At 56.4% G+C, this 22885-nt stretch carries 22 protein-coding genes; 12 read left to right on the top strand and 10 right to left on the bottom strand.

Features of this window, described 5'->3' with window-relative positions; all coding sequences use genetic code 11:
* Nucleotides 1–11 precede the first annotated feature (11 nt).
* From V7756_RS09165 to V7756_RS09220, 12 genes are all read left to right on the top strand, one after another.
* Nucleotides 12–632: a TIGR04282 family arsenosugar biosynthesis glycosyltransferase gene (locus V7756_RS09165; protein ID WP_335609855.1), complete on the top strand. Its 621-nt coding sequence runs from the start codon at nucleotides 12–14 to the stop codon at nucleotides 630–632.
* A gap of 185 nt (nucleotides 633–817) precedes the next feature.
* Nucleotides 818–2014 carry an acyl-CoA dehydrogenase family protein gene (locus tag V7756_RS09170; RefSeq protein WP_335609856.1) on the top strand — a complete coding sequence of 399 codons (1197 nt, stop codon included), beginning with the start codon at nucleotides 818–820 and terminating at the stop codon, nucleotides 2012–2014.
* A 97-nt stretch (nucleotides 2015–2111) separates the two neighbouring features.
* Nucleotides 2112–2876, top strand: coding sequence for an SDR family NAD(P)-dependent oxidoreductase (locus tag V7756_RS09175; RefSeq protein WP_335609857.1), 765 nt, complete (start codon nucleotides 2112–2114; stop codon nucleotides 2874–2876).
* A gap of 90 nt (nucleotides 2877–2966) precedes the next feature.
* On the top strand, nucleotides 2967–4016 hold the full coding sequence (locus V7756_RS09180; RefSeq protein WP_092284712.1) for a phosphotransferase: 1050 nt from the start codon (nucleotides 2967–2969) through the stop codon (nucleotides 4014–4016).
* A 77-nt stretch (nucleotides 4017–4093) separates the two neighbouring features.
* Nucleotides 4094–4933 (top strand): 5'/3'-nucleotidase SurE, encoded by an 840-nt coding sequence (gene surE / locus V7756_RS09185; protein ID WP_335609858.1) that lies wholly within the window; start codon nucleotides 4094–4096, stop codon nucleotides 4931–4933.
* 61 nt (nucleotides 4934–4994) lie between these two features.
* Nucleotides 4995–5783, top strand: a complete 789-nt coding sequence (locus tag V7756_RS09190; RefSeq protein ID WP_335609859.1) for an SDR family NAD(P)-dependent oxidoreductase — start codon at nucleotides 4995–4997, stop codon at nucleotides 5781–5783.
* Between the two features lie 173 nt (nucleotides 5784–5956).
* Complete coding sequence (locus V7756_RS09195; RefSeq protein ID WP_335609860.1) at nucleotides 5957–6487, top strand: methylated-DNA--[protein]-cysteine S-methyltransferase; 531 nt, start codon at nucleotides 5957–5959, stop codon at nucleotides 6485–6487.
* Nucleotides 6471–7127, top strand: a complete 657-nt coding sequence (gene alkB, locus V7756_RS09200; protein ID WP_335609861.1) for a DNA oxidative demethylase AlkB — start codon at nucleotides 6471–6473, stop codon at nucleotides 7125–7127. The genes V7756_RS09195 and alkB overlap by 17 nt, the downstream gene beginning before the upstream one ends.
* A 748-nt stretch (nucleotides 7128–7875) precedes the next feature.
* Complete coding sequence (locus V7756_RS09205) at nucleotides 7876–8577, top strand: phosphatase PAP2 family protein (protein WP_335609862.1); 702 nt, start codon at nucleotides 7876–7878, stop codon at nucleotides 8575–8577.
* A 6-nt stretch (nucleotides 8578–8583) separates the two neighbouring features.
* Entirely contained in the window at nucleotides 8584–9369 is a 786-nt protein-coding gene (locus V7756_RS09210; RefSeq protein WP_335609863.1) for a DUF1206 domain-containing protein, read from the top strand.
* Nucleotides 9370–9395: 26 nt separating this feature from the next.
* Nucleotides 9396–10298, top strand: coding sequence for a lipid kinase (locus V7756_RS09215; protein WP_335609864.1), 903 nt, complete (start codon nucleotides 9396–9398; stop codon nucleotides 10296–10298).
* Nucleotide 10299: 1 nt separating this feature from the next.
* Nucleotides 10300–10737, top strand: coding sequence for a hypothetical protein (locus tag V7756_RS09220; protein ID WP_335609865.1), 438 nt, complete (start codon nucleotides 10300–10302; stop codon nucleotides 10735–10737).
* Between the two features lie 353 nt (nucleotides 10738–11090).
* On the opposite strand, the gene V7756_RS09225 is transcribed toward V7756_RS09220, so the two are convergent.
* The 10 genes from V7756_RS09225 to V7756_RS09270 all read right to left on the bottom strand — a co-directional run bounded on the left by V7756_RS09225 (nucleotide 11091) and on the right by V7756_RS09270 (nucleotide 22852).
* Nucleotides 11091–11882 carry an HNH endonuclease gene (locus V7756_RS09225; RefSeq protein WP_335609866.1) on the bottom strand — a complete coding sequence of 264 codons (792 nt, stop codon included), beginning with the start codon at nucleotides 11880–11882 and terminating at the stop codon, nucleotides 11091–11093.
* Nucleotides 11875–13317, bottom strand: a complete 1443-nt coding sequence (locus tag V7756_RS09230; protein ID WP_335609867.1) for an AAA family ATPase — start codon at nucleotides 13315–13317, stop codon at nucleotides 11875–11877. The genes V7756_RS09225 and V7756_RS09230 overlap by 8 nt, the downstream gene beginning before the upstream one ends.
* A 317-nt stretch (nucleotides 13318–13634) precedes the next feature.
* Nucleotides 13635–14789 carry a hypothetical protein gene (locus V7756_RS09235; protein ID WP_335609868.1) on the bottom strand — a complete coding sequence of 385 codons (1155 nt, stop codon included), beginning with the start codon at nucleotides 14787–14789 and terminating at the stop codon, nucleotides 13635–13637.
* A gap of 129 nt (nucleotides 14790–14918) precedes the next feature.
* Nucleotides 14919–15272, bottom strand: coding sequence for a hypothetical protein (locus V7756_RS09240; protein ID WP_335609869.1), 354 nt, complete (start codon nucleotides 15270–15272; stop codon nucleotides 14919–14921).
* A 370-nt stretch (nucleotides 15273–15642) separates the two neighbouring features.
* Nucleotides 15643–16242 (bottom strand): IMPACT family protein, encoded by a 600-nt coding sequence (locus V7756_RS09245; protein ID WP_335609870.1) that lies wholly within the window; start codon nucleotides 16240–16242, stop codon nucleotides 15643–15645.
* 71 nt (nucleotides 16243–16313) lie between these two features.
* Complete coding sequence (locus V7756_RS09250) at nucleotides 16314–16805, bottom strand: helix-turn-helix domain-containing protein (RefSeq protein WP_335609871.1); 492 nt, start codon at nucleotides 16803–16805, stop codon at nucleotides 16314–16316.
* Nucleotides 16802–18118, bottom strand: coding sequence for a type II toxin-antitoxin system HipA family toxin (locus tag V7756_RS09255; protein WP_335609872.1), 1317 nt, complete (start codon nucleotides 18116–18118; stop codon nucleotides 16802–16804). Before V7756_RS09255 ends, V7756_RS09250 begins: the two co-directional genes overlap by 4 nt.
* A gap of 234 nt (nucleotides 18119–18352) precedes the next feature.
* Entirely contained in the window at nucleotides 18353–20152 is a 1800-nt protein-coding gene (locus tag V7756_RS09260; RefSeq protein ID WP_335609873.1) for an acyl-CoA dehydrogenase, read from the bottom strand.
* A 127-nt stretch (nucleotides 20153–20279) separates the two neighbouring features.
* Nucleotides 20280–21464, bottom strand: coding sequence for an acetyl-CoA C-acyltransferase (locus V7756_RS09265; RefSeq protein WP_335609874.1), 1185 nt, complete (start codon nucleotides 21462–21464; stop codon nucleotides 20280–20282).
* A 53-nt stretch (nucleotides 21465–21517) separates the two neighbouring features.
* A complete protein-coding gene (locus V7756_RS09270; protein WP_335609875.1) occupies nucleotides 21518–22852 on the bottom strand; it encodes a spinster family MFS transporter in 1335 nt (444 codons plus the stop codon).
* Nucleotides 22853–22885 lie beyond the last annotated feature (33 nt).

Below are 22885 nucleotides of genomic sequence, written 5' to 3' on the forward strand. Positions count from 1 at the left end.
CCCCACGCCACATGCCCAACCGCCCTCGCCCGCTGTTGATCTTTGCCAAAGCGCCGATACCCGGCCAGGTCAAAACCCGCTTGATCCCTGCCCTGGGCGCCGAAGGGGCCTGTAATCTCTACATAAAACTGCTGCGTCATAGCCTGCAACAGACCATCGACTGGCCCGCAGCGCGCTACCTGTACGCACCGCACACAGACCATCCGCTACTCAAGCAACTAGCCAAAGAGCATGACCTCACCCTGCGCCAGCAGGTAGGCGTAGATCTGGGCAAGCGCATGGCCAATGCCCTGGCAGAGCATCCAAATGGCGCCCTGCTGATTGGCAGTGATTGCCCCGACATGAACACCGCCGCCGTACAACAGGCCAACGCCGCACTGGCAACCTACGACACCGCCATTATTCCCAGCGACGATGGCGGCTACGTGCTCATCGGCCAGCGTGAGCCCAACCCGGCGCCCTTTGTCGGCATGCAATGGAGCCACAGCAACGTGTTGCGGCACACCCGCCAGCGCTTGCAGGCAGCGGAGCAAAGTCTCTGGGAAGGCCCCACCCTGTGGGATCTGGATGAACCGCGCGACCTGGCGCGCCTGCCCGATTCCCTGCGTTCAGAGATTGCTGGCGCGGCCTGAAGCGCCAGCCAGACAGCTGCGGTCTCGCTCAGACTGATAATACCCACCCGGCGTTATCACGTTTTTTTATGCGCACCCATTTCAGCGGCGGGACATCGTTCTGTTTCCGTCTCACTGACTATATGGTCAGCGGCATTGTGTCATCCCTGGGGTGACGCCCCAGCCAACAATGCCAAGGATCCAACATGTTTGAACTCAGCCCGCGCGTCAAGGACGTAAAACAGCAGCTACAAGCCTTCATGGACGAGCACATCTATCCTAACGAAGCCTTGTTTTACGAGCAGGTCAAAGACAACAAGTGGGGCCACCCGCCCATCCTGGAAGAGCTGAAGGCAAAAGCACGCAGCCAGGGCCTGTGGAACATGTTCCTGCCGCACTCCGAGCGTGGCGCCGGGCTGAACAACGAAGAGTATGCCCACCTGTGCGAAATCATGGGTCGCGTCTCCTTCGCTGGCGAAGTTTTCAATTGCAGTGCGCCGGATACCGGCAACATGGAAACCATCGAGCGCTACGGCAACGAAGAGCAGAAGGAAAAGTGGCTCAAGCCGCTGCTGGCCGGTGAGATCCGCTCCTGCTTCTCCATGACCGAGCCCGACGTGGCCTCCTCCGACGCCACCAACATCCAGTGTGAAATCCGCCGCGACGGCGACGAGTACGTGATCAACGGCACCAAGTGGTGGTCTTCCGGAGCACTGAACGAGCACTGCAAGATCGCCATCGTGATGGGCAAGACCGATCCCGACGCACCCAAGCACGTACAACAGAGCATGATCCTGGTGCCGCTCGACACCCCCGGCGTGACCATAGTGCGTGATCTGCACGTATTCGGTTACGACCACGCGCCGCACGGCCACGCCGAAATCACTTACGACAACGTGCGCGTACCGGTTTCCAACATTCTGCTGGGCGAAGGCCGCGGCTTCGAGATCGCCCAGGGTCGCCTTGGGCCAGGCCGTATTCACCACTGCATGCGCAGCATCGGCATTGCCGAACGCGCATTGGAAGCCATGTGCCGCCGCGCCGCCGAGCGCGTCGCGTTCGGCAAGCCGCTGTACAAGCACGGCAGCACCGCCGAAGCCATCGCCAAATCGCGTTGCGAAATCGACCAGGCTCGCCTGCTGACCCTGCACGCTGCCCGCAGCATGGATCTGCATGGCAACAAGGTTGCCCGTCAGCAGATCGCCATGATCAAGGCCGTTGCCCCTACCATGGCCTGCAACGTGATTGACCGCGCCATTCAGGTATTCGGCGCCAAGGGCGTTTGCCAGGACACCTTCCTGGCCTCTGCCTACGCCAAGGCCCGTACCCTGCGCCTGGCCGACGGCCCGGACGAAGTGCACCTGGGCACCATCGCCAAGCTGGAGATGGGGCAGTATCTCTAACAACAGCCGCAAGCGCCAAGCTGCAAGCCGCAAGCTGATTCTGTTTGGCTTGCAGCTTGCGGCTTGAAGCTTGCCGCTCCAGCGCAGCGAGGATTCTATGAGCAAGCTTTTCGATTTGACTGGCAAGGTCGCCGTCATTACCGGCTCTACCAAGGGCATCGGTAAGGCGATTGCCGAGGAATATGCCAAGGCCGGTGCCAAGGTAGTGATTTCCAGCCGCAAGGCGGATGTGTGCGAGCAGGTGGCCAGTGAGCTGCGTGCTCAGGGTTTTGAAGCCTTGCCGGTGGCCTGCCACGTGGGCGACAAGGCGCAGTTGCAGAACCTGGTGGATCAGACCCTGGCCGCCTATGGCCAGATCGACATTCTGGTCTGCAACGCCGCCACCAACCCGGTGTACGGCCCCACGCACAGCGTCAGCGATGAGGCCTTCGACAAGATCATGGGCACCAACGTCAAGGGCACCTTCTGGCTGTGCAACATGGCGATCCCGCACATGGTCAAGCAGGGCGGTGGCTCCATCGTGCTGCTGTCGAGCATTGCCGGTATTCGGGCCAGCGCCAACATTGGCGTCTATGGTATGTCCAAGGCCGCCGAGGCTGGGCTGGCACGCAACCTCTCACTGGAATGGGGCCCGCAGAACATTCGCGTCAACTCCATTGCACCGGGGCTGATTCGTACCGACTTTGCCCAGGCCCTGCTGGACGACCCCGATCGCCTGCAGCGCGTGGAAGAAAAGCTGCCACTGCGCCGCGTTGGCGAACCGGTGGATATTGCTGGGGTGGCTCTGTTTCTGGGCTCACAGGCCGGTGCCTATGTGACCGGGCAGACCATCGTTGCCGATGGTGGCGATACCATTACCTGATAACGCCTGATTCATAAGGCTTTTCTATACGCCAGGCAGCCGCCTGGCGTGTTACTTTCTGTACAGACCCATTCACTACAGGATCACAAGATGAGCGGAGCCACCCTGATTGACGTATTGCCTGCACACCAGTTTGACGAGGCCAAATTGGCCAAGTATCTGCAGGATTACCTCCCCGGAGCCAACCAGGGCATGAAAGTCCAGCAGTTCCAGGGCGGCCAGTCCAACCCGACCTTCCTGCTGGAAATCGGTGAGAAGCGCTACGTACTGCGCAAGAAGCCACCGGGCAAACTGCTGCCCTCCGCACACATGGTCGAGCGCGAGTTCCAGGTGATCAACGCGCTGGGCAGCACTGACGTACCCGTGCCCACCGCCCACCTGCTGTGCGAAGACCCCGAGATCATCGGTACCGCGTTCTACGTCATGGATTACGTTGACGGCCGCGTCTACTCCCAGCCGCTGCTGGCCGAAGTAGCCCAGGAAGAGCGCATGCCGATCTATCAATCGATGATCGAGACCATGGGCAAGCTGCACAACGCCGACTACAAGGCCATTGGCCTGGAAGGCTACGGCAAGCCCGACAACTACATTGCCCGTCAGCTCAAGCGCTGGGGCGGCCAGTTTGAGGCCAGCCGCACCGACGACATGCCCGCCATGGACGCGCTGATGAAGTGGCTGCCGGAAAACATCCCCGCCGACGACAGCACCACCATCGCCCACGGCGACTTCCGCATCGGCAACCTGATGGTGCACCCCACCGAGTCCAGGATCGTCTCGATTCTCGACTGGGAACTGGCCACCCTGGGCCATCCCCTGTCGGATCTGGCGTACTGCTGCCTGCCCTACCACATGCCGCTGAACGTCGATGGCGCCAAGGGCCTGGCCGGGGCCGATCTGAAGTCACTGGGACTGCCGGAAGAGCAACAAGTGCTGGACTGGTATTGCCAGTACACCGGCCGCAGCGGTGTGCCGGACTGGAACTTCTACCTGGCCTTCTCGCTGTTCCGTCTGGCCGCCATTGTGCAGGGCGTGTATCACCGCGCACTGCAGGGCAACGCCAGCAACGCCGACGCCCTGGAAGTCGGCAAACGCGCCGGGCTGCTCGCCCAGCGCGGCTGGGAAATTGCCCAGAGCAAGTAAGCAGCACTACCCTAGCGGGGCACCTGATCAGGTGCCCCGCCTTGTTTCCGACCTACAAACTTCGCCAAGGAATCCTGATGTCCAAGCCCATCAAGCGCGTACTGCTGACCAACGATGACGGTTGGCGCGGCCCCGGCCTGAAAGTGCTGGAGGAAATTGCCGCGCAGATCGCCGAAGAGGTCTGGATAGTCTCACCCGACCTGGACCAGAGCGGCGTCTCCATGTCGATCTCGGTTCACCACCCGCTGCGCGTGCATCACTTTGAAGAGCGCCGCTTCAGCGTCAGCGGCACGCCAAGCGACTGCGTGCTGTTGGGCGTGGCCGAGCTGATGCCCGAGAAGCCCGACCTGGTGCTCTCCGGCGTCAACCACGGCGCCAATATCAGCGACTCGGTGGCCTACTCCGGCACCATCGGCGGCGCCCTCACCGGCACCCTGCTGGGCATTCCGGCCATTGCACTCAGCCAGGCCTATCACGCCGGCGTGCCCACCGAATGGGATACCGCCCGCGAGTACGGTGGCAAACTGGTGCGCGAACTGCTGGCCGAAGGCTGGCCGGAAGACTGCGCCATGAATATCAACTTCCCCGCCTTGCCGCCCAGGATGGTGCGTGGCGTAGCGATTTGCCGGCCACAGCGTGGCAGTATCGGTGGTGTCAATATCGAACGCCGGGAAGACACCCGCGGTGTGCCCTACTACTGGCTCGGTTTTCAGCGCCAGACCGAAAAGGTCACCGGCCTGCAATCCGATGTGGGCGCCCTGCGTGAAGGCATGATCAGTCTGTCGCCGGTGCGCATCGAGCGCGACATCGCCAGCAGCTGGCAGGTCGATACCAGCGTCATGGCCAGCACCATCGGCATAGACGTGACCCAGGCCAACAGCCAGTCGCCCAACAGCGACGTCAGCATCGATCACTAACAACCGGGGTGTGGCGGTCGCCGCACTCGCTTACAACGCAACGCAGCAGAGGACCGGAACCATGCAACGCTTTGATAACAAGATTGCCCTGATCACCGGCGCCGGCAGCGGCATCGGCCGCGCCACCGCCAAACGTCTGGCCAGCGAAGGCGCCAAGCTCATGTTGGTCGACCGCAACGCCGAAGGTTTGCAGCAGACGCTGAGCGAGCTGCCCGCTGGCACCGAAGTGCAGCACCGCACGCTGGACGTGTCTGAAGAAGCCGCCGTTGAACAATGTGTGGCCGAGACCATCAGCCACTACGGCAGCCTGGATGTGCTCTGCAACAACGCTGGCATTGCCGGCGGTGACTACAGCGGCGCCCCCGAGCAAAGCCTGGAAACCTGGCAGAAAATCATCGCCGTCAATCTCTACGGCGTCATGCTGTTCACCAAGTATGCCTCGCAGCAAATGGTCAAACAGGGCCAGGGCGCCATCGTCAACACCGCCTCCGTGGCCGGCATTCGCTCCGGCGCCGGCGGTAACGCCTACAGCGCCTCCAAGGCCGGCGTGATCAACTTCACCATGACCTCGGCCTGCGATCTGGGCGGCAACAACATTCGCGTCAACGCCGTGTGCCCCGGCCTGATCGAAACCGGCATCACCAAGCGCGTGTTCGACTACGCCCGCGAGAACAACAAGGCAGACAAGCTTGGCAGCCGCTGCGAACTGCGCCGTTACGGCCACCCGGAAGAGATCGCCAGCGTCATCGCCTTTCTTGCCAGCGACGACGCCAGCTATGTCACCGGCCAGGCCCTGGCGGTAGACGGTGGCAATACCGCATCGCTGAACTTGCCAGGTATGAAATTCTGAAGAGCTTTAAGAAATTCTAGCTGGCCCAGAAAACCGCCGGCATGGCCATCGCCGCCTCGCCTGGTTTTCCCACCCGCCGGTTATGATTCGCCAGATGGCTGGCAGCCCTTGCTGCCAGCCGCTGGAAGTCGGACACTGAACGCTGACAAGCCACCACAGCAGCGTACACGCCCATGTCTACCCAACCCCTTGCCATCGACTTCATCACCGGCCATTGCTCCCTTGGCGGCCTGCTGCTGGGCGCCTGCGAGCTGGGCTTTTGCGCCATACTGCTGGGAGACGACGACGAAAGCCTGCTGCAGGATCTGCAACGGCGCTTCCCTGGCGCCAGTCTGCAGGCCAATCCGGACCGCCTGCGTGCCGACATGCAGCAACTACTGGCCTTTATCGAACGCCCGCGTCAGCCGCTGGAGCTCAGCATGCCGCTGAACGCCATCGGCACCGCCTTTCAACAGCACGTATGGGAAGAACTACAGCAGGTCAGCAATGGCCACACCATCAGTTACAGCGACCTGGCCGGCCGCCTCGGCAAGCCCAAGGCCACCCGCGCTGTGGCCAGCGCCTGCGCTGCCAACCCGCTAGCCATAGTCGTGCCCTGCCACCGCGTACTGCGCAGCGATGGCGACATCTCCGGCTACCGCTGGGGCGTAGCGCGCAAACGAGAACTGCTGCGCCGGGAGGCGGCCTTTGCAGAACAGCCTTGATCTCTTCGCCCCGCCGCCCGCAGAACCCATTGCCATTGGCCCCGATGCCTGGCTGCTGAAGGGCTTTGCCCACGCGCAGGCAGATGAGCTGCTCGCGCAGATTGGCCAGATCGAGCAGCAAGTTGCCTTTCGTCATCAGGTCACTCCCGGCGGCCACGCCATGTCATCCGCCCAATGCAGCTGCGGCACCTATGGCTGGGTGACCGACAAGCTTGGTTATCGTTATACCCGTGAAGACCCGTTGACCGGTCAGCCCTGGCCGGCCATGCCCGCCTCGTTTCGCGAGCTGGCGGTGCAGGCTGCTGCGCGCATGGGCTTTGCGGGCTTTGATCCGCAGTCGTGTTTGATAAACAAGTATCAGACCGGCGCCAGTATGGGCTTGCATCAGGACAAGGACGAGCAGGACCTGGCGGCACCTATTGTGTCGGTGACCCTGGGCGCGCCCATCAAGTTTTTGTTTGGCGGATTGCTGCGGTCGGACAAACCCAGCCGGTGGCTGTTGGAGCATGGGGATGTAGTGGTGTGGGGTGGGGTTAGTCGGCTTTTCTTTCATGGGGTGGCGCCGCTTGGCAAGAAAGCTGTGCATCCGGTTACCGGAGCGGTTCGGTATAACCTGACTTTTCGGCGGGTGTTGAGTTAGGCCTGCCTTGCACTGGCTCGTTATCGCTTTTCGCCTCTAGGCGAGTCAGAGGGGAATGCTTGCCCATTCCCCTCTAACAACTCCCCTGGGCACCCAGCTGCGCGGCCCTGCGGGTTCGCTGCGTTGCTCGATCTGCCGGGGGCACTTGCAAACTCGGCGCTACGCACCTCAGACACCGCAAGCGCCTTTTTCCCGGCAGTTCTGCGCTACTCGCCCGCTCAGATGGGAGTTTGTGGTCCGTGTAAGATTAGGGTCGTGTTGAAAATTACAATGAAAAATCCAATCACCGGCTCTCAGATCCCACGTCATTGAAAGCAGCTTTGCGCTGCTCAGTCGCAGGCGCCCTGGAAGCCACCCCCCCGCGCACATCGCCGCAAAAACTATCGCCAACATTCGCTTGAACAGCCGCTCAAGTTGGCCGCCAAGAGCCCCTATATCGCAACCGCCTGAGCCCCGGCCCCACCTAGGGTCGAGAAACTTAATAGCGACCGGCGTGTCCGATTTTCAAGGCCGCATCGATCGTCTCGATCAGCAGCACCTTTATCCGATTGCGCTATCACCGCAAGAGCAGTGCCCAAAACCAGCCTCCTGCGGGAGCGCTAAGCTGGTTATTTTATGTGCAAACACAGCGTCAGCACAGGCCGCTCTCCTGCGGTTACGACAATAGTAGTCGTTAGCTTACTGTTGCGTGTCGCGCACTAAACAAGTCGAGCCTGTCATGGGTATCAGGTAGAGCCAAGGACGAATTATGAACGGATTTTTGACATGGCTAGGACGACGTGAAATAGCCTTCTGGGTACTGCTGGTAATGCTGACGGGGTCATTGTGGCTGTTCATGAGCGTCGCCGATGAGGTAATGGAAGGCGAAACGCTTGAGTTGGACAAAAGCATATTGCTGTCACTGCGTAACCCAGCCAACCATGAAGACCCGCTTGGGCCGCCCTGGCTTGAACAGGTAGGGCACGACATTACGGCATTGGGTGGCAACACTGTCCTTACCCTGCTCAGCATCTGGGTTATCGTCTTTCTGGTACTGGTCCAGAAGCGCGAACTGGCACTGGTCGTGCTGCTGGCGACCGGTGGCGCCTTGATAGCCAGCCTCATGCTTAAAAGTGGTTTTGATCGCGCCAGACCCGATCTGGTGACGCATGCAACCCAGGTTTATACCTCCAGCTTCCCCAGCAGCCATTCCATGCTGTCTGCCAGTGCCTACCTCACGCTCGGCGCCTTGCTTGCGCAATTTCAAACGAGCCGGCGGGTCAAAGCGCTCATCATGTTTACCTCGGTGTTGCTCACGCTGTTGATCGGTGTCAGCCGCATTTACCTCGGCGTGCACTGGCCTACTGATGTCGTCGCAGGCTGGACGGTTGGTGCCGCCTGGGCGTTGATGTGCTGGTATATCTCTCGACAGTTTGTACACCAGAAAATAGACAGCAAACTAAGGGAGTAACTGGCGTTGATCAATCTCAATAAATACACGGCGTGGGCGCGAATGGGATACGCTGCCAGAGGCGTTATTTATCTCACCATTGGTGCCCTGGCTATTTTATCTGCAACGGGTAACGGTGGGTCTGAGGCAGATAGTAAAGGCGCCATCATGAGCCTTAAAGGCCAGCCCTTTGGCGAAGCCTTGTTGGTCGTGCTGGTGATCGGCCTGGCTGGTTACATCATCTGGCGAGCCATCCAGGGCATAGGCGACGCCGACGATCATGGCACCTCAGCAAAAGGCCTGGCCATACGCAGCGGCTTAATAATCAGTGCTATTACCCATAGCGTGCTGTGTTTCTGGATTATCAAACTATTGCTGCACAACACCGAGGACTCCTCTGGGCAGTCCGCGTCTTCCACTGTCTCAGATTATGTGGGCTCGGATGTAACCACCTGGTTGGTGGGGCTGGTGGGCGTTATCGTCATCGGGGTTGGGCTGGCACATCTGTATAAGGGCTATACCTGCGGTTTCAAGAAATACATGGCCTTCCCGGCGGATAAAAGCGCTTGGATGACCCGCGTCTGTCAGTTCGGCCTGATTGCCCGTGGCGTGGTATGGGGCATCGTTGGCTGGGTGGTTCTGCGCTCTGCCATTGTTGCCGGTTCCAGCGATAAAAAAGGCATCAGCGATGCATTTGAGTGGCTACGTACTTCACCCTTTGGCACCTGGCTCATCCTGATCGTTGCGGCGGGCCTGTTCGCCTTCGGTGTGTATAGCTTCCTGGAAGCCCTGTATCGCCGAATCAGCAAGTAAAGCGGACCTGACCAAGGAACCGATACATGAAACATGCATTGCTGATCATCAATCCCCATAGCCGCAGCGGACAGGTAACCGCTCTCGACGATGCCATTGAGGTGCTGAAAATCGCAGGCATTGAGGTGACCGTCCGCGAATCCGAGAGCGAGAAGCACCTGGCCTCGCTGATTGAGCAATATGATCGAGACGACGGCATAGTCGTAATCGGCGGGGGCGATGGCACCATCAGTTCGGCGCTCCCCGCTCTGTACCGCTGCCAACGCACCTTCGCTATTCTGCCCATGGGCACGGCCAATGACCTGGCCCGTTCCATTGGCGTACCTGAAGACCTCGCCGGCGCCGCCAAGGTGATAGCCCAAGGCAAGCGCAAGCGCGTTAGCCTGGGCAAGATCGATAACGAGCACCTGTTTATCAACGTGGCGCACGTGGGGCTTGGGGTGGATGTAACCCATGAGCTGAGCTCTGACAGCAAGAAGTTCTTTGGTGTATTCGCTTACCTCGGTGCCTTCCTGCGTGCGCTAAAACGCAACAGGAGCTTCAAGCTGCACATCCAGGCCGAAGGCTGGGATTGCTCAACGAAGGTTATTCATCTGGCGGTAGGCAACGGCCGATATTACGGCGGTGGTAACATCGTTGACGAAAGAGCCACTTTGCTGGATGACGAGTTCTACCTGTTCTTCATCAAGCCCAAACCCTGGTGGCAATTGCTGTTGCTGGGCCCCACGCTGCGCAAGGGCGCTTTCCAAACGACCGAGCACATCGTGCGCAACACAGCGAGGAAGTTCAGCATTCGGACATCGCATGCCAAGGAGCTGGAAGCCGATGGCGAATTTGTAACACGCACGCCGGCGGAATTTGAGCTCATTCCTGAAGCGATAGAAGTCATAGTGGGAGACGTGCCTGAACCAACCACGGGAGCGAATTGATATGTCGATACTGCGTACAGATGAGCAGGTAGATGCTCTGGAGATACTGAAATCAGTCATGAAGACTGCTCACTTCTACCGCGCAATGAGTGAGCAGTTAGCGCAAGAACCTGTTGGCAAACTGCTGGCTGATATCGCCGCGAAGCGGGAGGCCTATGTGGCACCCTTCGAGCAGGTGGTAAAACAGCTGCACGAACTACCCGCCCCGCCGGATGCGGACGAGGAGTGGCTCGAGGAGCTGGGGGGCAAGATTGCCAAGTTTCTTTCTGGCGATTCCAAAACCACAGTGCTGGAGAAGTGTCTTGAAAAGGACGATGCGCTCGTTGAGCTGCTCAATGGGGCAGAGTTGGGTGACAAGTCGCCTGAGTTCAAGCGGTTGATTGATGATCTTGAGGGGCATCTTGTTGAGACCAGGGAGCGTATTCGGGGTTGCGAGTAGGCGCTTTCCGGGCGCTGTTGGCGCGGTCGTTTGAGTGAGGTAAGGATTTACTCTTAACGTCTTTTGCTGATCGTCCGTGTACGAGCTGATTCCGTTTTCGCCTCTAGGCGAGTCAGAGGGGAATGCTTGCCCATCCCCCTCTAACAACTCCCCAGGCACCCAGCTGCGCGGCCCTTCGGGTTCACTGCGTTGCTCAAGCTGCCGGGGCCGCACCTGGCCGGCCGCTCACAAACTCGCTTCGCTCAGACACCGCAAGCGCCTTTTTCCCGGCAGCTCTGCGCTACTCGCCCGCTCAGTTAGGGCATTCCATAGAGTGCCCTCCTCGAAATCCACCGAGAAAAGAATAACGAAGACTAAAGATCATGCCCCTCTGTCATTAGATACTTATAAAAAACAGTCTCGTAGTAATTCCCACCATGAACCTTTAATGAAAGATTATATTCTTTCAGCATTTCCGACTTAAAAACAGCTTGTTCATTAAGCGAAGGGTCAACAGACAATAATTCAACTAGCCTCGCCACCAACGTAGATGCTTGCCTCTCATACCTACTTAACAAACCTAGTCTTTCAACATGCGAATTAACTGTATTTGTCGCAGCCTCGCCTTTCACACGATAGGTAACATCCAAGTTTTTCAAAGATACAGTAGCATCGAAAATATCAGATTGAAACAAATCAAAATAAGGATTGACAAACAATCTGACGCCGCCACTAATCCAGTACTTTCCTTTTTTCCTATTACATGTTGAACAGCATGGAATTAGATTGTAAATATAAAAAGCAAACTCGGGGAACTCTGAAATGGGTAGATAGTGATCACGACTATCTGGCTCAGAAATAAAACAATACAAACACTTATGTAATTTAGTTAAAACCTTGCTGTGAACAAAATCCAGCTCGTACCTTAAAGCCGTGGGCATACCTTCATAACAAGAAATAAGCTCTGAATCAATATTCACAGCAAAAGAAAACGGCTCCAACGCCTCAAGCCGTCTTCTTTGAATCAAATAATTCTTTACGCACTGCTCAAGGATAGACCTTTGTGCTAAAACAGGCCCAGTTACTAGCACAGACTTCCCACTAGCCTCGAGCTTATCCAAACTCCCTTTAAATGGGAAAATGGGCTTTTGTGGAACTCTAATCATTTTTTTCTTTTTTTGAAATAGTAGAAAGAACGGTTCTTGCCTGAAGACTCAGGCCATTGAAAAATAGCTTTTCAATATTTTCTTTAGTAAACCCACTATCGAGAAGAGATGCAAAAATACTTTTGTAATCATATTCTAGATCAACGAACCCGAAAACCCTTTCCATTATAGCCTGAAGATTCTCTCCAAAGGTTTCAGTACTTAGCTTCTCTGCGGTTATCACTGACCCATAGCGATTTACGACATTAACGTACTCACTTGGAACTTGCTGGAGGATCAACGGCGAGTGCGTGGCCACAATGGCAAAAGATTTTTTAATCTTAAGCACTTTATCAAAACTAACCATCATGCTCCATAACAGCCCAGGGTGCAGGTGATTTTCCGGCTCATCAAAAAGAACCAAGCTATCATCCTCTAAAAAGGCAAGCAGCTGGCAGATAATACTCAGCGAAATTTTTTGACCGGAGCTCATTTGATTAAAGACTGGTTCAAGAGCTGTTAAATCCTGGACATTGAACACCTGCTCAAACATCGAAACCGCTATAAACCTCTCTATCTCTGCGATCAAAGCTTTATCCGATATTATCGATATGGCGTTACTTATATCCTCCCAATGGTCTTCATTTGTCTTTATTTTATACTCCTCATGCTCTGATCGCTTTCTCATGCCAATGTATCGATAATCCTTACCGCCGGACTCGCTCACAGCAGGTATCTTGAAATTATCAAAAGCGCTATACGATATTGCTACAACTCGACTTATCAAAGGCCTAGAAGGAGAAAATACTCGGTCATCGCTCCCAGAGACTATATCTTCCGACAGCTTTGAAAGCAGCCTAGTCTTACCACTCCCATTTCTGCCTATCAACACATTAACAGTACTTGGAAGACTAGAATCAATATCAAAAACAAAGTCAAGCTTCGACTCCGCATTTTTAAAAACTTTGCTCTTGTAAGAAAACTCAATTTTCGACTTTTTGTCGATCTTTCTATAATACTTTTCACCCTCTTCAAGGCATTTCTTTGCTTCAGAGCCTCGAATCAGCGAATCCCAAAAAGCCTTATGGGTACGAACTTTTTCGCTAGGCTTACAAAAAGTCGCACAATCTCTCAATCCTTTAAGAATCTCCTCACTATCACTTACCGCCAAATTAGAGAGCTCTCGATAGTACTCCAACTCTTGCCCCAGCGAAAAATACTCATCAGACAACTCTTGGAAATCGCCTGGCAATTTTGTTACTGTATTGCTCTTTCGATTGGCAAGGTCTGAACCATCGTCCAAATCTGTTGACATTATTTTAACGGCACCAAGATCTGTTGATTTTCCAGCCACAAAAAACTCAACAAAAAACTTTGTGCTGTAGGAGTAGTCATCCCAATCAATCTTGCTTAACAAGACAGACTTTGAACTTTCCAGAGCGACTTTTTTATCCATAGTGAATATCATTCAGGAACACCCTAAATCAATTAACGGAATATCACTACACCCTTTATACATCCAAACACGACAACTTAAATCATGCCCTTTAAATTATATCGCTCTATGAAAACCGGGGTCAGATCTAGACTCTCTATTAATTTCGTCTGACCCCTTACCGCGTCAGCGCCGTCTACTTAGGACTGCTGAGCCGCAAGCAAAAAAGTGAGCGTTAAACCCAAGAGTTAACTGAGAGCCTTCGGCAGAAAATAGCGGCTTATTGGCGCTCAGTGTTTCGGCATAAAATCATTGTGTGGAAGTTATTCGCCAAGTTTCTAGCCATCAATTTGTACTTTTAAATTAGGATAAAACGTAGTTATCGGATTGTCTACTGAGTCCGGATTATCTAGAGCTCGCCTAACTTGATTGGCTATTTCTGATCGATAGGTATCAATTTTAGGAACCAAACTAAATATGTCCGACGTGTCGATTTTTATAGTCCTGACTTGGTTTACATCGAACGGTATGCGGTCCGCCGCTCTAATTATTTGAACTACTGGCAGCCTAGCCGCATGCCTGATCGCCAACTCATAAAACACATTTGGATTGTGATATGAAAGATCCACGATCACCAGTCTAGCCCTGAGTAAATAATCGATAATTTGCCGAGTTATCACTCCGGGCTTATCGATTGAATCCGCACGTACGACTAGCAGACCAAATTGTTCAAGAGCCGGCTCAACTATAGAGCCTAAAAATAAATCGGAATGCTTCCTGTGCTCGCTTCCCTCCTCTCCGATAGGGGTCACATAAAAGCATGTGCTATCAAAGTTTGCTTGCTCAAGGGTTACTAAGTGGCCACCTGCGTGGACATGTGATTGTGGGCCAGAGCTTGAGGGAGGTACTGAATGCCCAGTTGGTAGCGTATCCAATAAGTGATCTATTGAAACAATACGCTCAGCGCCGGATAAAGTTTGTAAAAGCCCAAGATCACGAATATTTACTATAAATGTATCTACCGCTTCTTCAGCGAACACCTCTGGAATCTCAAGATCTTTGGCAGCATCAACAAGGGCAGCTCGGGCGGGTAGTTTGTTACCGGAAAACCTGTCAAACAACCCCTTAAAAATTGGGATACCATCAACTGCGAGTTTAACTCTCGCTTTAGCTTGCTCTCGCTTAGAGATTTCATCATCTACTGCCTTCGCACCTTCGGGCGTAAGCTCCAGATGCTCGGCTTGATATCCCCCCTTGATTAAGCCATATTTATTGGCGTTTGTAACCCACTGCCTCGAAGGCCCGCTTTCGGGAGACTTACCGATATGATCGAATACGCTAATTCGTCTAACTGCTTGGCCGGAGCCGTACTCAAGAACTGATTGGGCAAGCTCCATTGCCTCCATAAAAGAACAGGCAGGAAAAGGTCTCTGCTTTCGAGATTTTCCCTGTTTTGCTTTTTCGATTCTTTCGGCTTCATTTTTATCAGTCATTAGATCTCCTTGGCCTTTGGGTGCCGAAAGCTCGCATTCGCTTAACAGTAGTTGGCAGCAAACGAGGTTTGCAATTGCCTTACATCTGACTTACTTTAGTTGGGCTAATCCCAGCGCGTTGGTGCCGGTCTATCCATTTGATGGCTGTTGCTGCGCCGCATTTTCTAGTTTTTCCGACTGCGGGTTTCCATGCTCGACCCAATCAAACGCAAAAACTTTCATTTGGTTTTTTGTATACTCTGTCGCTTTAGCTCCCGTGAAGCCTGCCCCAGGAAGTCCAGATTCTTGCTGGACCACCAGGATTGTTAAAGGCGGCAGTTTCTCAATTAAGCAGTACGATTGGATCGGCTCGAGTAGCTTTCCTAAGCCAGCAGCTGGAACTCCGATCAGTTTTGACAGAATGCCGTAAGTGAGTGACTGCCTCCCTTTTGCTGCCAGTGCGAGTACGGCCCAGATTTGGCTGGCTCTTTCAGATCTAGTCATGAGATTTCCTTGAACTGTTCGTGGCGATTAGATCACAGAATATAAAAAGCGTTTGAGCCAAACACGCAGCCCCTGCGCCAGCCAGCAACGGCGGGTGGATCCGGATGTCTTAAAAGTATTTTGGGCATCCATGCCACCAAGAAGGGGACTGCAATTCAGCAGCTCCAACCATACTGATACTTTTTTCCAGACGTGCCAACCTCCTTTTGCACTACGCCAGACCGTCCAGCGAGCTACTCCTCAACCACGCCGTCACCCAACAGCCTTAAACAGAAAATGGGGCAGATGAAAATTAATGCCTCTAGTCCACTTGGTTATCCTGCTCTAAAGGACTACCCACGGCCAAGCAATCCGCACGCGCCCCCCTTGGCTAGCACACTGTAAAATCGTACAGCTCCCATCCAAGCCCTCCCCTCGTAATCGACAACAGCTGCTCTCGCAACGCCTCCACTGCGGTAGCGGGCAAGCTTACTTTCAAACGCACTGCCTGCCCATGGCTGACCTCAAGCAGCTCGCCGCCAAGTTCAGCTATCAGGTTACGGGCGACACCTTCATGGGCGTAGGCCAGTTCACAGTAAAGAGTTTGGGTAGGAATGTGTTCGATTTTTTCGGCTTGCAGCAGCGACTGGGCTACGGCGTCGGTATAGGCACGTACCAGCCCGCCGGCGCCCAACTTTACGCCGCCAAAGTAGCGAACCACTGTGGCCATCACGCCGTCCAGCTGTTGATGTCGCAGTACGTCGAGCATGGGGCGGCCGGCGGTGCCGGAGGGTTCACCATCGTCTACGGCGGCGCTGTGGCCGCCAGCCAACAGTGCCCAGCAGACGTGGGCACAGCCGGGATGCTGCGCGCGTAATTCATTCACTCGGGCCTGCGCTGCGGCGCGGTCGGCGATGGGTTCGACGCAGGCAATAAAGCGGCTTTTGCGAATTTCCAGTGTATGGGTAACGGGGTGAGCGAGGCTGTACATGGCGTAAGGATAACCCGGCGGCTGCGGTGCATACAGGGCCACCCTATGTGCACAGACCGAGCAAAGACGCTCTAAGCGGTTGAGCCATCATCTCGTTTTATAACTTTCGACTTCGCAGTTGCCGCGCTTTTGCCAGCCGCGCCCTTTGGCTTTGCGCCCCTTGAGATGACGCGGGCCGCTTTGCGGTTTGTCTCGCAAGCGTTGGCTGTTTCACTTACACCGGTGCTTTTTGTAGCAGCAGCGCGACCACTGCTTGTGGGCTGCGTGGCGACTGGCGATGGTTTTGTATACGGCGCAATGGCCTTCATCAGACCCATGCGCAGACCAAACTTTCGCAGGATCGAATCAACTGTGCTCAAGGTCGGATTGCCTTTGTCCGTTTCCAGTTGATACAGCGCTCGGGTAGACATGCGGCACATCTTGGCAAAGGTCTCCTGATCAAAACCTGTGACCTCCAAACGCAGCCTCCGAATGGCCATGCCGAGGGATATGTCACCCTCAGCATGTAGCTGCATGATCTCTTCGATCAGTTGCTTGCGCTGTTCTCCGGTCATGGTGTTCATAGCAGCTCCCATTGCCCCAAGTGCTTATCCAGATCGTTCACCGGCAGGGCCTTGTTTTGACGGATCTCCAGCGGCATATCGACGACTAAATCTGGCAGCGCTCTGAAGTCATTGGCAGCGCTGCGGAGGCGGTCATACAGTTCATCCTGGGCGTACCAATGCGGGAAGCAGGCACAGATTTCGCGCCAGCCAGGGCGTCCTTTCCGTTCGGCTTCCCATTTCGTTGCCCTGGTTACGCCTTCTGTATCCAGAATCATCGGGGCCAGATCATAGATGGGCGCCAGCTCGAACCTTTCGCGGTAGCGGAATATGGCGGTGTTGCGACCGTGGTTGTCGCTGTTGCCAAGAATTCGGTTAAGCAGGTCTCGACGCAGATACTCAAAGACCAGCTCTGGCACTTCATCGGTTTGCTCGTTGCTGCACCAAAGCTCTATCAGCCTGGACAACACAGTCTCATGCTTGAGTTTCGACCCTGGCTCTGTGTTGCCCAATAGGGAATAGACCGATTCAACCGCGATACGCTCCACGCTCTCGCCATCCACTATGCGGTCAAAACGTGGCATCCACAGGCTGGGCTTTTCCGCTTCTTCCAGGCTCAATCCTTTGGTGGCTACGGTATTCAAACCCAGGCCTGCCACGGCTTTGTAGTAATGGTATTCGGCGCGAAGAATGTTCTTGTCGTTCTCTGTCATCTTGTTGCGGGCGAACTTGACCAGCCAATGCGATTCAACGAGCGAATCATCGAGCATGGCGTCAGCATAAAACTGCCCGTCGCGCCCCTGTGCCAGCAACAGTTTGGGTGCTTCACCCTGAGCGCCCGTGGCTCCGCCAAGCGCAGCGCCGGCCTCGTAGGCGTACTCAAGAAAGTCATTGGTGCGCTCCACCACTTCCTGGCGAGCAAAGGCTTCGACGCCAGAGTCCTCAAGGGCTGCAGCTGACTCTTTTACACGCAGGCTGCCGATAGGCGATGGTGTGCACCGGCCCAGCAAGAACAGATCGATATCCATTCCTTGCGGCTTGTCATCATTGAAACGCTTGAGCAGCGACTGCTTGGCATGACCGGCCGGAATAATGTCGTAAACGAAGGCTGGGAAGCCTTTCGTATCCGCCGGGTTCCAATTAACCGGCAGGTTCACGCTGACGGCATATTCAAATACGTTTTCCGTGGCATCAAAAAAGTCGCTTAGATAGGCCGTGCTGTAGGTAGCCGTAACGCGCGCATCCGCAACGGCTCGCGTATCTGAGAGACTCAGATTCAAAGCGTCGTGCCATTGGCCGTTCACATAGGTTTGGATGGTCAGCACTTCGTACATTGCCATAAACTCACTCGGCATTAGGATGCTGACAAACCTAGCTCATTACGAATTAATCGGCAATATAAATCCTTTAATCTCAGCAAAACCCATCTAAATCGGCACTTTAATGCTGACTACGCGATTCCATAAGTAATTACCAACGGCTGGTCCTGAAAAGTCCACGGGCCGCGCTAAATACCGCCTCAATAAAAAACCGGGCGCAAGGCCCGGTTTTTCGTCACACCAACCGAATCAGAAACTATCCAGCGGCATGTCCAGCGTGGTGCGGTCTGCGCTGCGCAGCACTTCTGCCAGAGCCAGGGGCTTGGGCAGTTCGTAGCGCAGGAAGTACTCGCAGGTGGTCAGCTTGCCTTGGTAGAAAGCAGGCTGGCGGGCGCCGCCGTCCTGCAGGCCTTTGAGTGCGGTTTGCGCCTGGCGCAGCCAGAGCCAGCCGACGACCACGTGACCAAAGCACTCGAGGTACAGATAGGCGTTGGCCAGGGCGCGGTCGGGGTCGGTTTTCTTGATGGCTTGCAGGGCGCTGGTGGTTTCTTCCAGCGTGGCCAGGGCGTTGCTCAGCAGCTCGGCGCTGGCTTTCAGCTCAGCAGCGCCGCTGGTGGCCTCGATGGTCGCGCGGATGCGTTGCAGCAGCGCCTGGTAGTGCTCACCACCGGCCATGCTGACCTTGCGGCCCAGCAAGTCCTGACCTTGAATGCCGTGGGTGCCTTCGTGGATCGGGTTCAGGCGGTTGTCGCGGTAGAACTGCTCGACCGGGTACTCGCGGGTGTAGCCGTAGCCGCCGTGTACCTGAATCGCCAGGCTGTTGGCTTCCAGGCAGAACTGCGACGGCCAGGATTTGACGATGGGCGTAAGCAGATCGAGCAGGCCGGCGGCGGCTTCGCGCGCTTCTGCTGTGGGTGCGTGCTTTTTCTCGTCTACCAGGGTGGAGGAGAACAGGCACAGCGACAGGCCGCCTTCAACAAAAGCTTTTTGCGCCAGCAGCATGCGGCGTACGTCGGCGTGCTGAATCAGCGGGATCATCGGCGTGGCCGGGTCGCGCTCGGCCAGCGGGCGGCCCTGGGTCCGGTCGCGGGCGTAGTCCAGCGCGTGCAGGTAACCGGTGTAACCCAGCATGACCGAACCCAGGCCGACGCCGATGCGGGCCTCATTCATCATGTGGAACATGCCGGCCAGGCCGTTGTGTGGCTCGCCGACCAGATAACCGACCGCCCCGCCCTTTTCACCAAAATTGAGCATGGTGGAGGTGGTGCCGCGGTAACCCATCTTGTGGATCAGGCCGGCCAGGATGACGTCGTTACGCTCGCCCAGGCTGCCGTCTTCGTTGACCAGGAACTTGGGCACGATAAACAGCGAAATACCCTTGGCGCCAGGCGGCGCGTCGGGCAGCTTGGCCAGGACCAGATGAATGATGTTTTCGCTCAGCTCGTGATCACCGGCGGAGATGAAGATCTTGTTGCCGCTGATGCGGTAGGTACCGTCATCCTGCGGTATAGCGCGGGACTTGATGTCGCCCAGCGAGGAGCCGGCGTGCGGCTCGGTCAGGCACATGGTGCCGAAGAAGCGGCCGGCCATCATCGGCTCGGCAAAGCGCTGCTTCTGCTCGTCGGTGCCGTGCGCCATGATCAGGTTGCTGGCGGCGATGGTCAGACCGGCGTAGGCCTGGGTGCTGACGTTGGCGCCCTTGATCAGGCCGATACAGGTTTGCGAGACCACGGCGGGCAGCTGCATGCCGCCGCGCTCGTAATCCTGCGAAGCGGCCATCAGGCCGGTCTCGCGCAGTACTTTCAGCGCTTCTGCCACTTCCGGGCGAATCACGACTTTGCCGTTTTCGAAACGCGGCTCGTCTTCATCACAGGCGTGGTTGTGCGGCGCGAAAGTTTCGCTGGCGACTTTCAGGGCCAGTTCAATGGCGGCATCAAAGGTGTCGCGGCTATGGTCTTCATAGCGCGGGAATTGGGTAAAGCGTTCAATATCCAGCAGCTCATAGAGCAGAAACGCCAGATCGTCGGTATTGATAATCTTCTGAGACACGGAAAATTCCTCTGGAATTTTAGCGGCAAGCTACAAGCCTCAAGCCGCAAGCCAACCCTATAAAGCGAAACCCGAGCAGGGCCCGGGTTTCACTTGCAGCTTGACGCTTGTAGCTTGCCGCTGCGGTTTAAACGATCTCGAACAGGCCGGCAGCACCCTGGCCGCCGCCGATGCACATGGTCACGACCACGTACTTGACGCCGCGGCGCTTGCCTTCGATCAGCGCGTGGCCAACCAGACGTGAACCGGTTACGCCGTAGGGGTGACCGATAGAGATGGAGCCCCCGTTGACGTTCAGGTTTTCCATCGGGATACCCAGACGCTCGGCGCAGTAGATCACCTGCGAAGCAAAGGCTTCGTTCAGTTCCCACAGACCGATGTCGTCCATCTTCAGGCCGTTGCGCTCCAGCAGACGTGGAATCGCGAAGACCGGGCCGATGCCCATTTCATCAGGCTCGCAACCGGCAACCGCGAAACCGCGGAAAATACCCATGGGCTGGATGCCCAGTTGCTCGGCCACCTTGCTGTTCATCACGGTGCAGACAGAGGCGCCGTCAGACAGCTGGCTGGCGTTACCGGCGGTGACAAAGTTGCCCGGGCCACGCACGGGCTGCAGACCGGCCAGACCTTCCAGGGTGGTGCCCGGACGATTGCACTCGTCCTTCACCAGGTTGACGGCCTGATCGGTGATCTCGCCGGTTTCCTTGTTCTGCACCTTCATGATGGTGTCGTAAGGCACGATTTCGTCAGCGAACTTGCCGCTTTCCTGGCCGGCGGCAGTGCGCTGCTGGCTCAGCAGGGAGTATTCGTCCTGCGCTTCACGGCTGACGTTGTAACGCTGGGCAACGATGTCGGCAGTTTCGATCATCGACATGTACAGCTCAGGCTTGTTCTGTTTGATCCACTCGTTGGTGCCGTGGAACATGTTCAGCTTGTCGTTCTGGCACAGGCTGATGGATTCAACGCCGCCAGCAACGATGGCCGGGATCTTTTCGCTGACGACGCGCTGGGCAGCGATGGCGATAGACTGCAGACCGGAGCTGCAGAAACGGTTGATCGACATACCCGCAGTGGTCACCGGCAGGCCGGCGCGAATCGCGGCCAGGCGCGCCATGTTCTTGCCCTGTGCACCTTCATGGAAGGTGGCGCCCAGGATCACGTCTTCAACCAGCGAAGGATCGATACCGGCGCGCTTGACCGCGTGCTCGATAACGTAGCCAGCCATGTCGACACTGTGCGTGTTGTTCAGCGCACCGCGATAGGATTTGCCCAGAGCCGTACGGGCCGTGGATACGATAACTGCGTCAGTCATGTTGTTGCTCCTGTTGAAATAAATAAATCAGCTGGCTACTCCGAGTCAGATACTCAACCAGGCTGGCCTTGCTGTTCACTCCAGTTTTCCAGCGTGTCCCGTGCTGCTCGATAGGGCTTGAGCCCCATCCAGAGCAGGATGATGGAACCCACGGTAATCACGCTGGCAACGATGAAGATGGAATAACGTACCGCCATGTCGTCCTGGAACACGTAATCGGTGAACATAGCCACGGCGGTCGGCCCAATACCCAGACCAATCAGGGTAATGGTAAACAGATAGATTGCCGAGGCCTGCCCGCGCATGGCGTTGGGCATGATCTCCTGAATGGCGGCCGGTGCCACGCCAAAGGGCATGGCTACGGTAAATACGTTGAAGAACATGATAGCCCACAGCAGCGGCATGTTGTCGACCAGGTAGACCGCGTTGCACGCAAGTGTCAGTGCTGCGGCCAACAGGCCAACCCGCATGTTGGCATCGCGATAGCCGCGACGGGCCATATAGTCCGCCAGGCGACCGCCGAAGACGATTCCGGTGGAGCCAGCGACCATCACCAGGCTGCCGTAGTAGATACCGACTTCACCGGGCGTGAGGCCGTGGGTACGAATAAAAAAGGTCGGGATCCAGGCCGAAGCGCCGTACGAGGCAAACGACAGGCAGGCAAAGCCGAAGTTGTGGCACAGCACCGCCTTGCGAATGGTCAGCAGGTAGGCGCCTACTTCCTTCAGCGGCACAGCCACACCGGCGCCCACGCCTTTGCGGGTAGGCTCCTTGATGGCCAGCAGCACCAGGCAGAACATCAACCCTACGGCGCCCAGTACCAGAAAAATCAGCTGCCAAGGCCGCACTATGCCCAGCACCGGCAGCGTCATCGGTCCCTGCGCGTTGGCCCAGGTCACCACGATACCGCCGAGCAGGAAGGCCATGCCGGCGCCCAGATAGATACCCATGGCGTACACGCTGATGGCTGTGGCGCGGCGGTCGGCCGGGAAGCTGTCGGCAATCAGTGAATAAGCGGCCGGCGACAGCGCTGCCTCACCGGCACCCACACCAATGCGGCAGAGAATGAACTGCCAATATTGTTGCGCCAGGCCGCAGGCGGCGGTCATCAGGCTCCAGAAGGCCACGCCCCAGGCGATCAGCCCACGGCGGCTCTTGCTGTCGGCGATACGCCCCAGGGGGATGCCGGCTATGGTGTAGAAGATGGCGAACGAGAGGCCCATCAACAGGCTCATCTGGGTATCGTTGATGCCCAGATCCGCGCGGATCGGGCCGACCAGCAGGTTAAGAATCTGTCGGTCGATAAAGGAAAGCACATAGGCCACCAGCAGAATGCCCACGGTAACCCAGGCTCTGGCGGATGTTGGATAGCGATTGTTGTCGATCACGCCATGCTCCCTCTTTTTGTACTTGGAATTGTC

Source organism: Halopseudomonas sp. (genome assembly GCF_036961105.1).
Lineage (GTDB): Bacteria > Pseudomonadota > Gammaproteobacteria > Pseudomonadales > Pseudomonadaceae > Halopseudomonas.

Coding starts and splice junctions, on each gene's coding strand:
- V7756_RS09245 (WP_335609870.1), bottom strand. CDS start 16,242: ATGTACAGCCTCGCTCACCCCGTTACCCATACACTGGAAATTCGCAAA.
- V7756_RS09250 (WP_335609871.1), bottom strand. CDS start 16,805: ATGAACACCATGACCGGAGAACAGCGCAAGCAACTGATCGAAGAGATC.
- V7756_RS09230 (WP_335609867.1), bottom strand. CDS start 13,317: ATGGATAAAAAAGTCGCTCTGGAAAGTTCAAAGTCTGTCTTGTTAAGC.
- V7756_RS09190 (WP_335609859.1), top strand. CDS start 4,995: ATGCAACGCTTTGATAACAAGATTGCCCTGATCACCGGCGCCGGCAGC.
- V7756_RS09240 (WP_335609869.1), bottom strand. CDS start 15,272: ATGACTAGATCTGAAAGAGCCAGCCAAATCTGGGCCGTACTCGCACTG.
- V7756_RS09165 (WP_335609855.1), top strand. CDS start 12: ATGCCCAACCGCCCTCGCCCGCTGTTGATCTTTGCCAAAGCGCCGATA.
- V7756_RS09205 (WP_335609862.1), top strand. CDS start 7,876: ATGAACGGATTTTTGACATGGCTAGGACGACGTGAAATAGCCTTCTGG.
- V7756_RS09220 (WP_335609865.1), top strand. CDS start 10,300: ATGTCGATACTGCGTACAGATGAGCAGGTAGATGCTCTGGAGATACTG.
- V7756_RS09195 (WP_335609860.1), top strand. CDS start 5,957: ATGTCTACCCAACCCCTTGCCATCGACTTCATCACCGGCCATTGCTCC.
- V7756_RS09215 (WP_335609864.1), top strand. CDS start 9,396: ATGAAACATGCATTGCTGATCATCAATCCCCATAGCCGCAGCGGACAG.
- V7756_RS09225 (WP_335609866.1), bottom strand. CDS start 11,882: ATGATTAGAGTTCCACAAAAGCCCATTTTCCCATTTAAAGGGAGTTTG.
- V7756_RS09180 (WP_092284712.1), top strand. CDS start 2,967: ATGAGCGGAGCCACCCTGATTGACGTATTGCCTGCACACCAGTTTGAC.
- surE (WP_335609858.1), top strand. CDS start 4,094: ATGTCCAAGCCCATCAAGCGCGTACTGCTGACCAACGATGACGGTTGG.
- V7756_RS09170 (WP_335609856.1), top strand. CDS start 818: ATGTTTGAACTCAGCCCGCGCGTCAAGGACGTAAAACAGCAGCTACAA.
- V7756_RS09255 (WP_335609872.1), bottom strand. CDS start 18,118: ATGTACGAAGTGCTGACCATCCAAACCTATGTGAACGGCCAATGGCAC.
- V7756_RS09175 (WP_335609857.1), top strand. CDS start 2,112: ATGAGCAAGCTTTTCGATTTGACTGGCAAGGTCGCCGTCATTACCGGC.
- V7756_RS09235 (WP_335609868.1), bottom strand. CDS start 14,789: ATGACTGATAAAAATGAAGCCGAAAGAATCGAAAAAGCAAAACAGGGA.
- V7756_RS09265 (WP_335609874.1), bottom strand. CDS start 21,464: ATGACTGACGCAGTTATCGTATCCACGGCCCGTACGGCTCTGGGCAAA.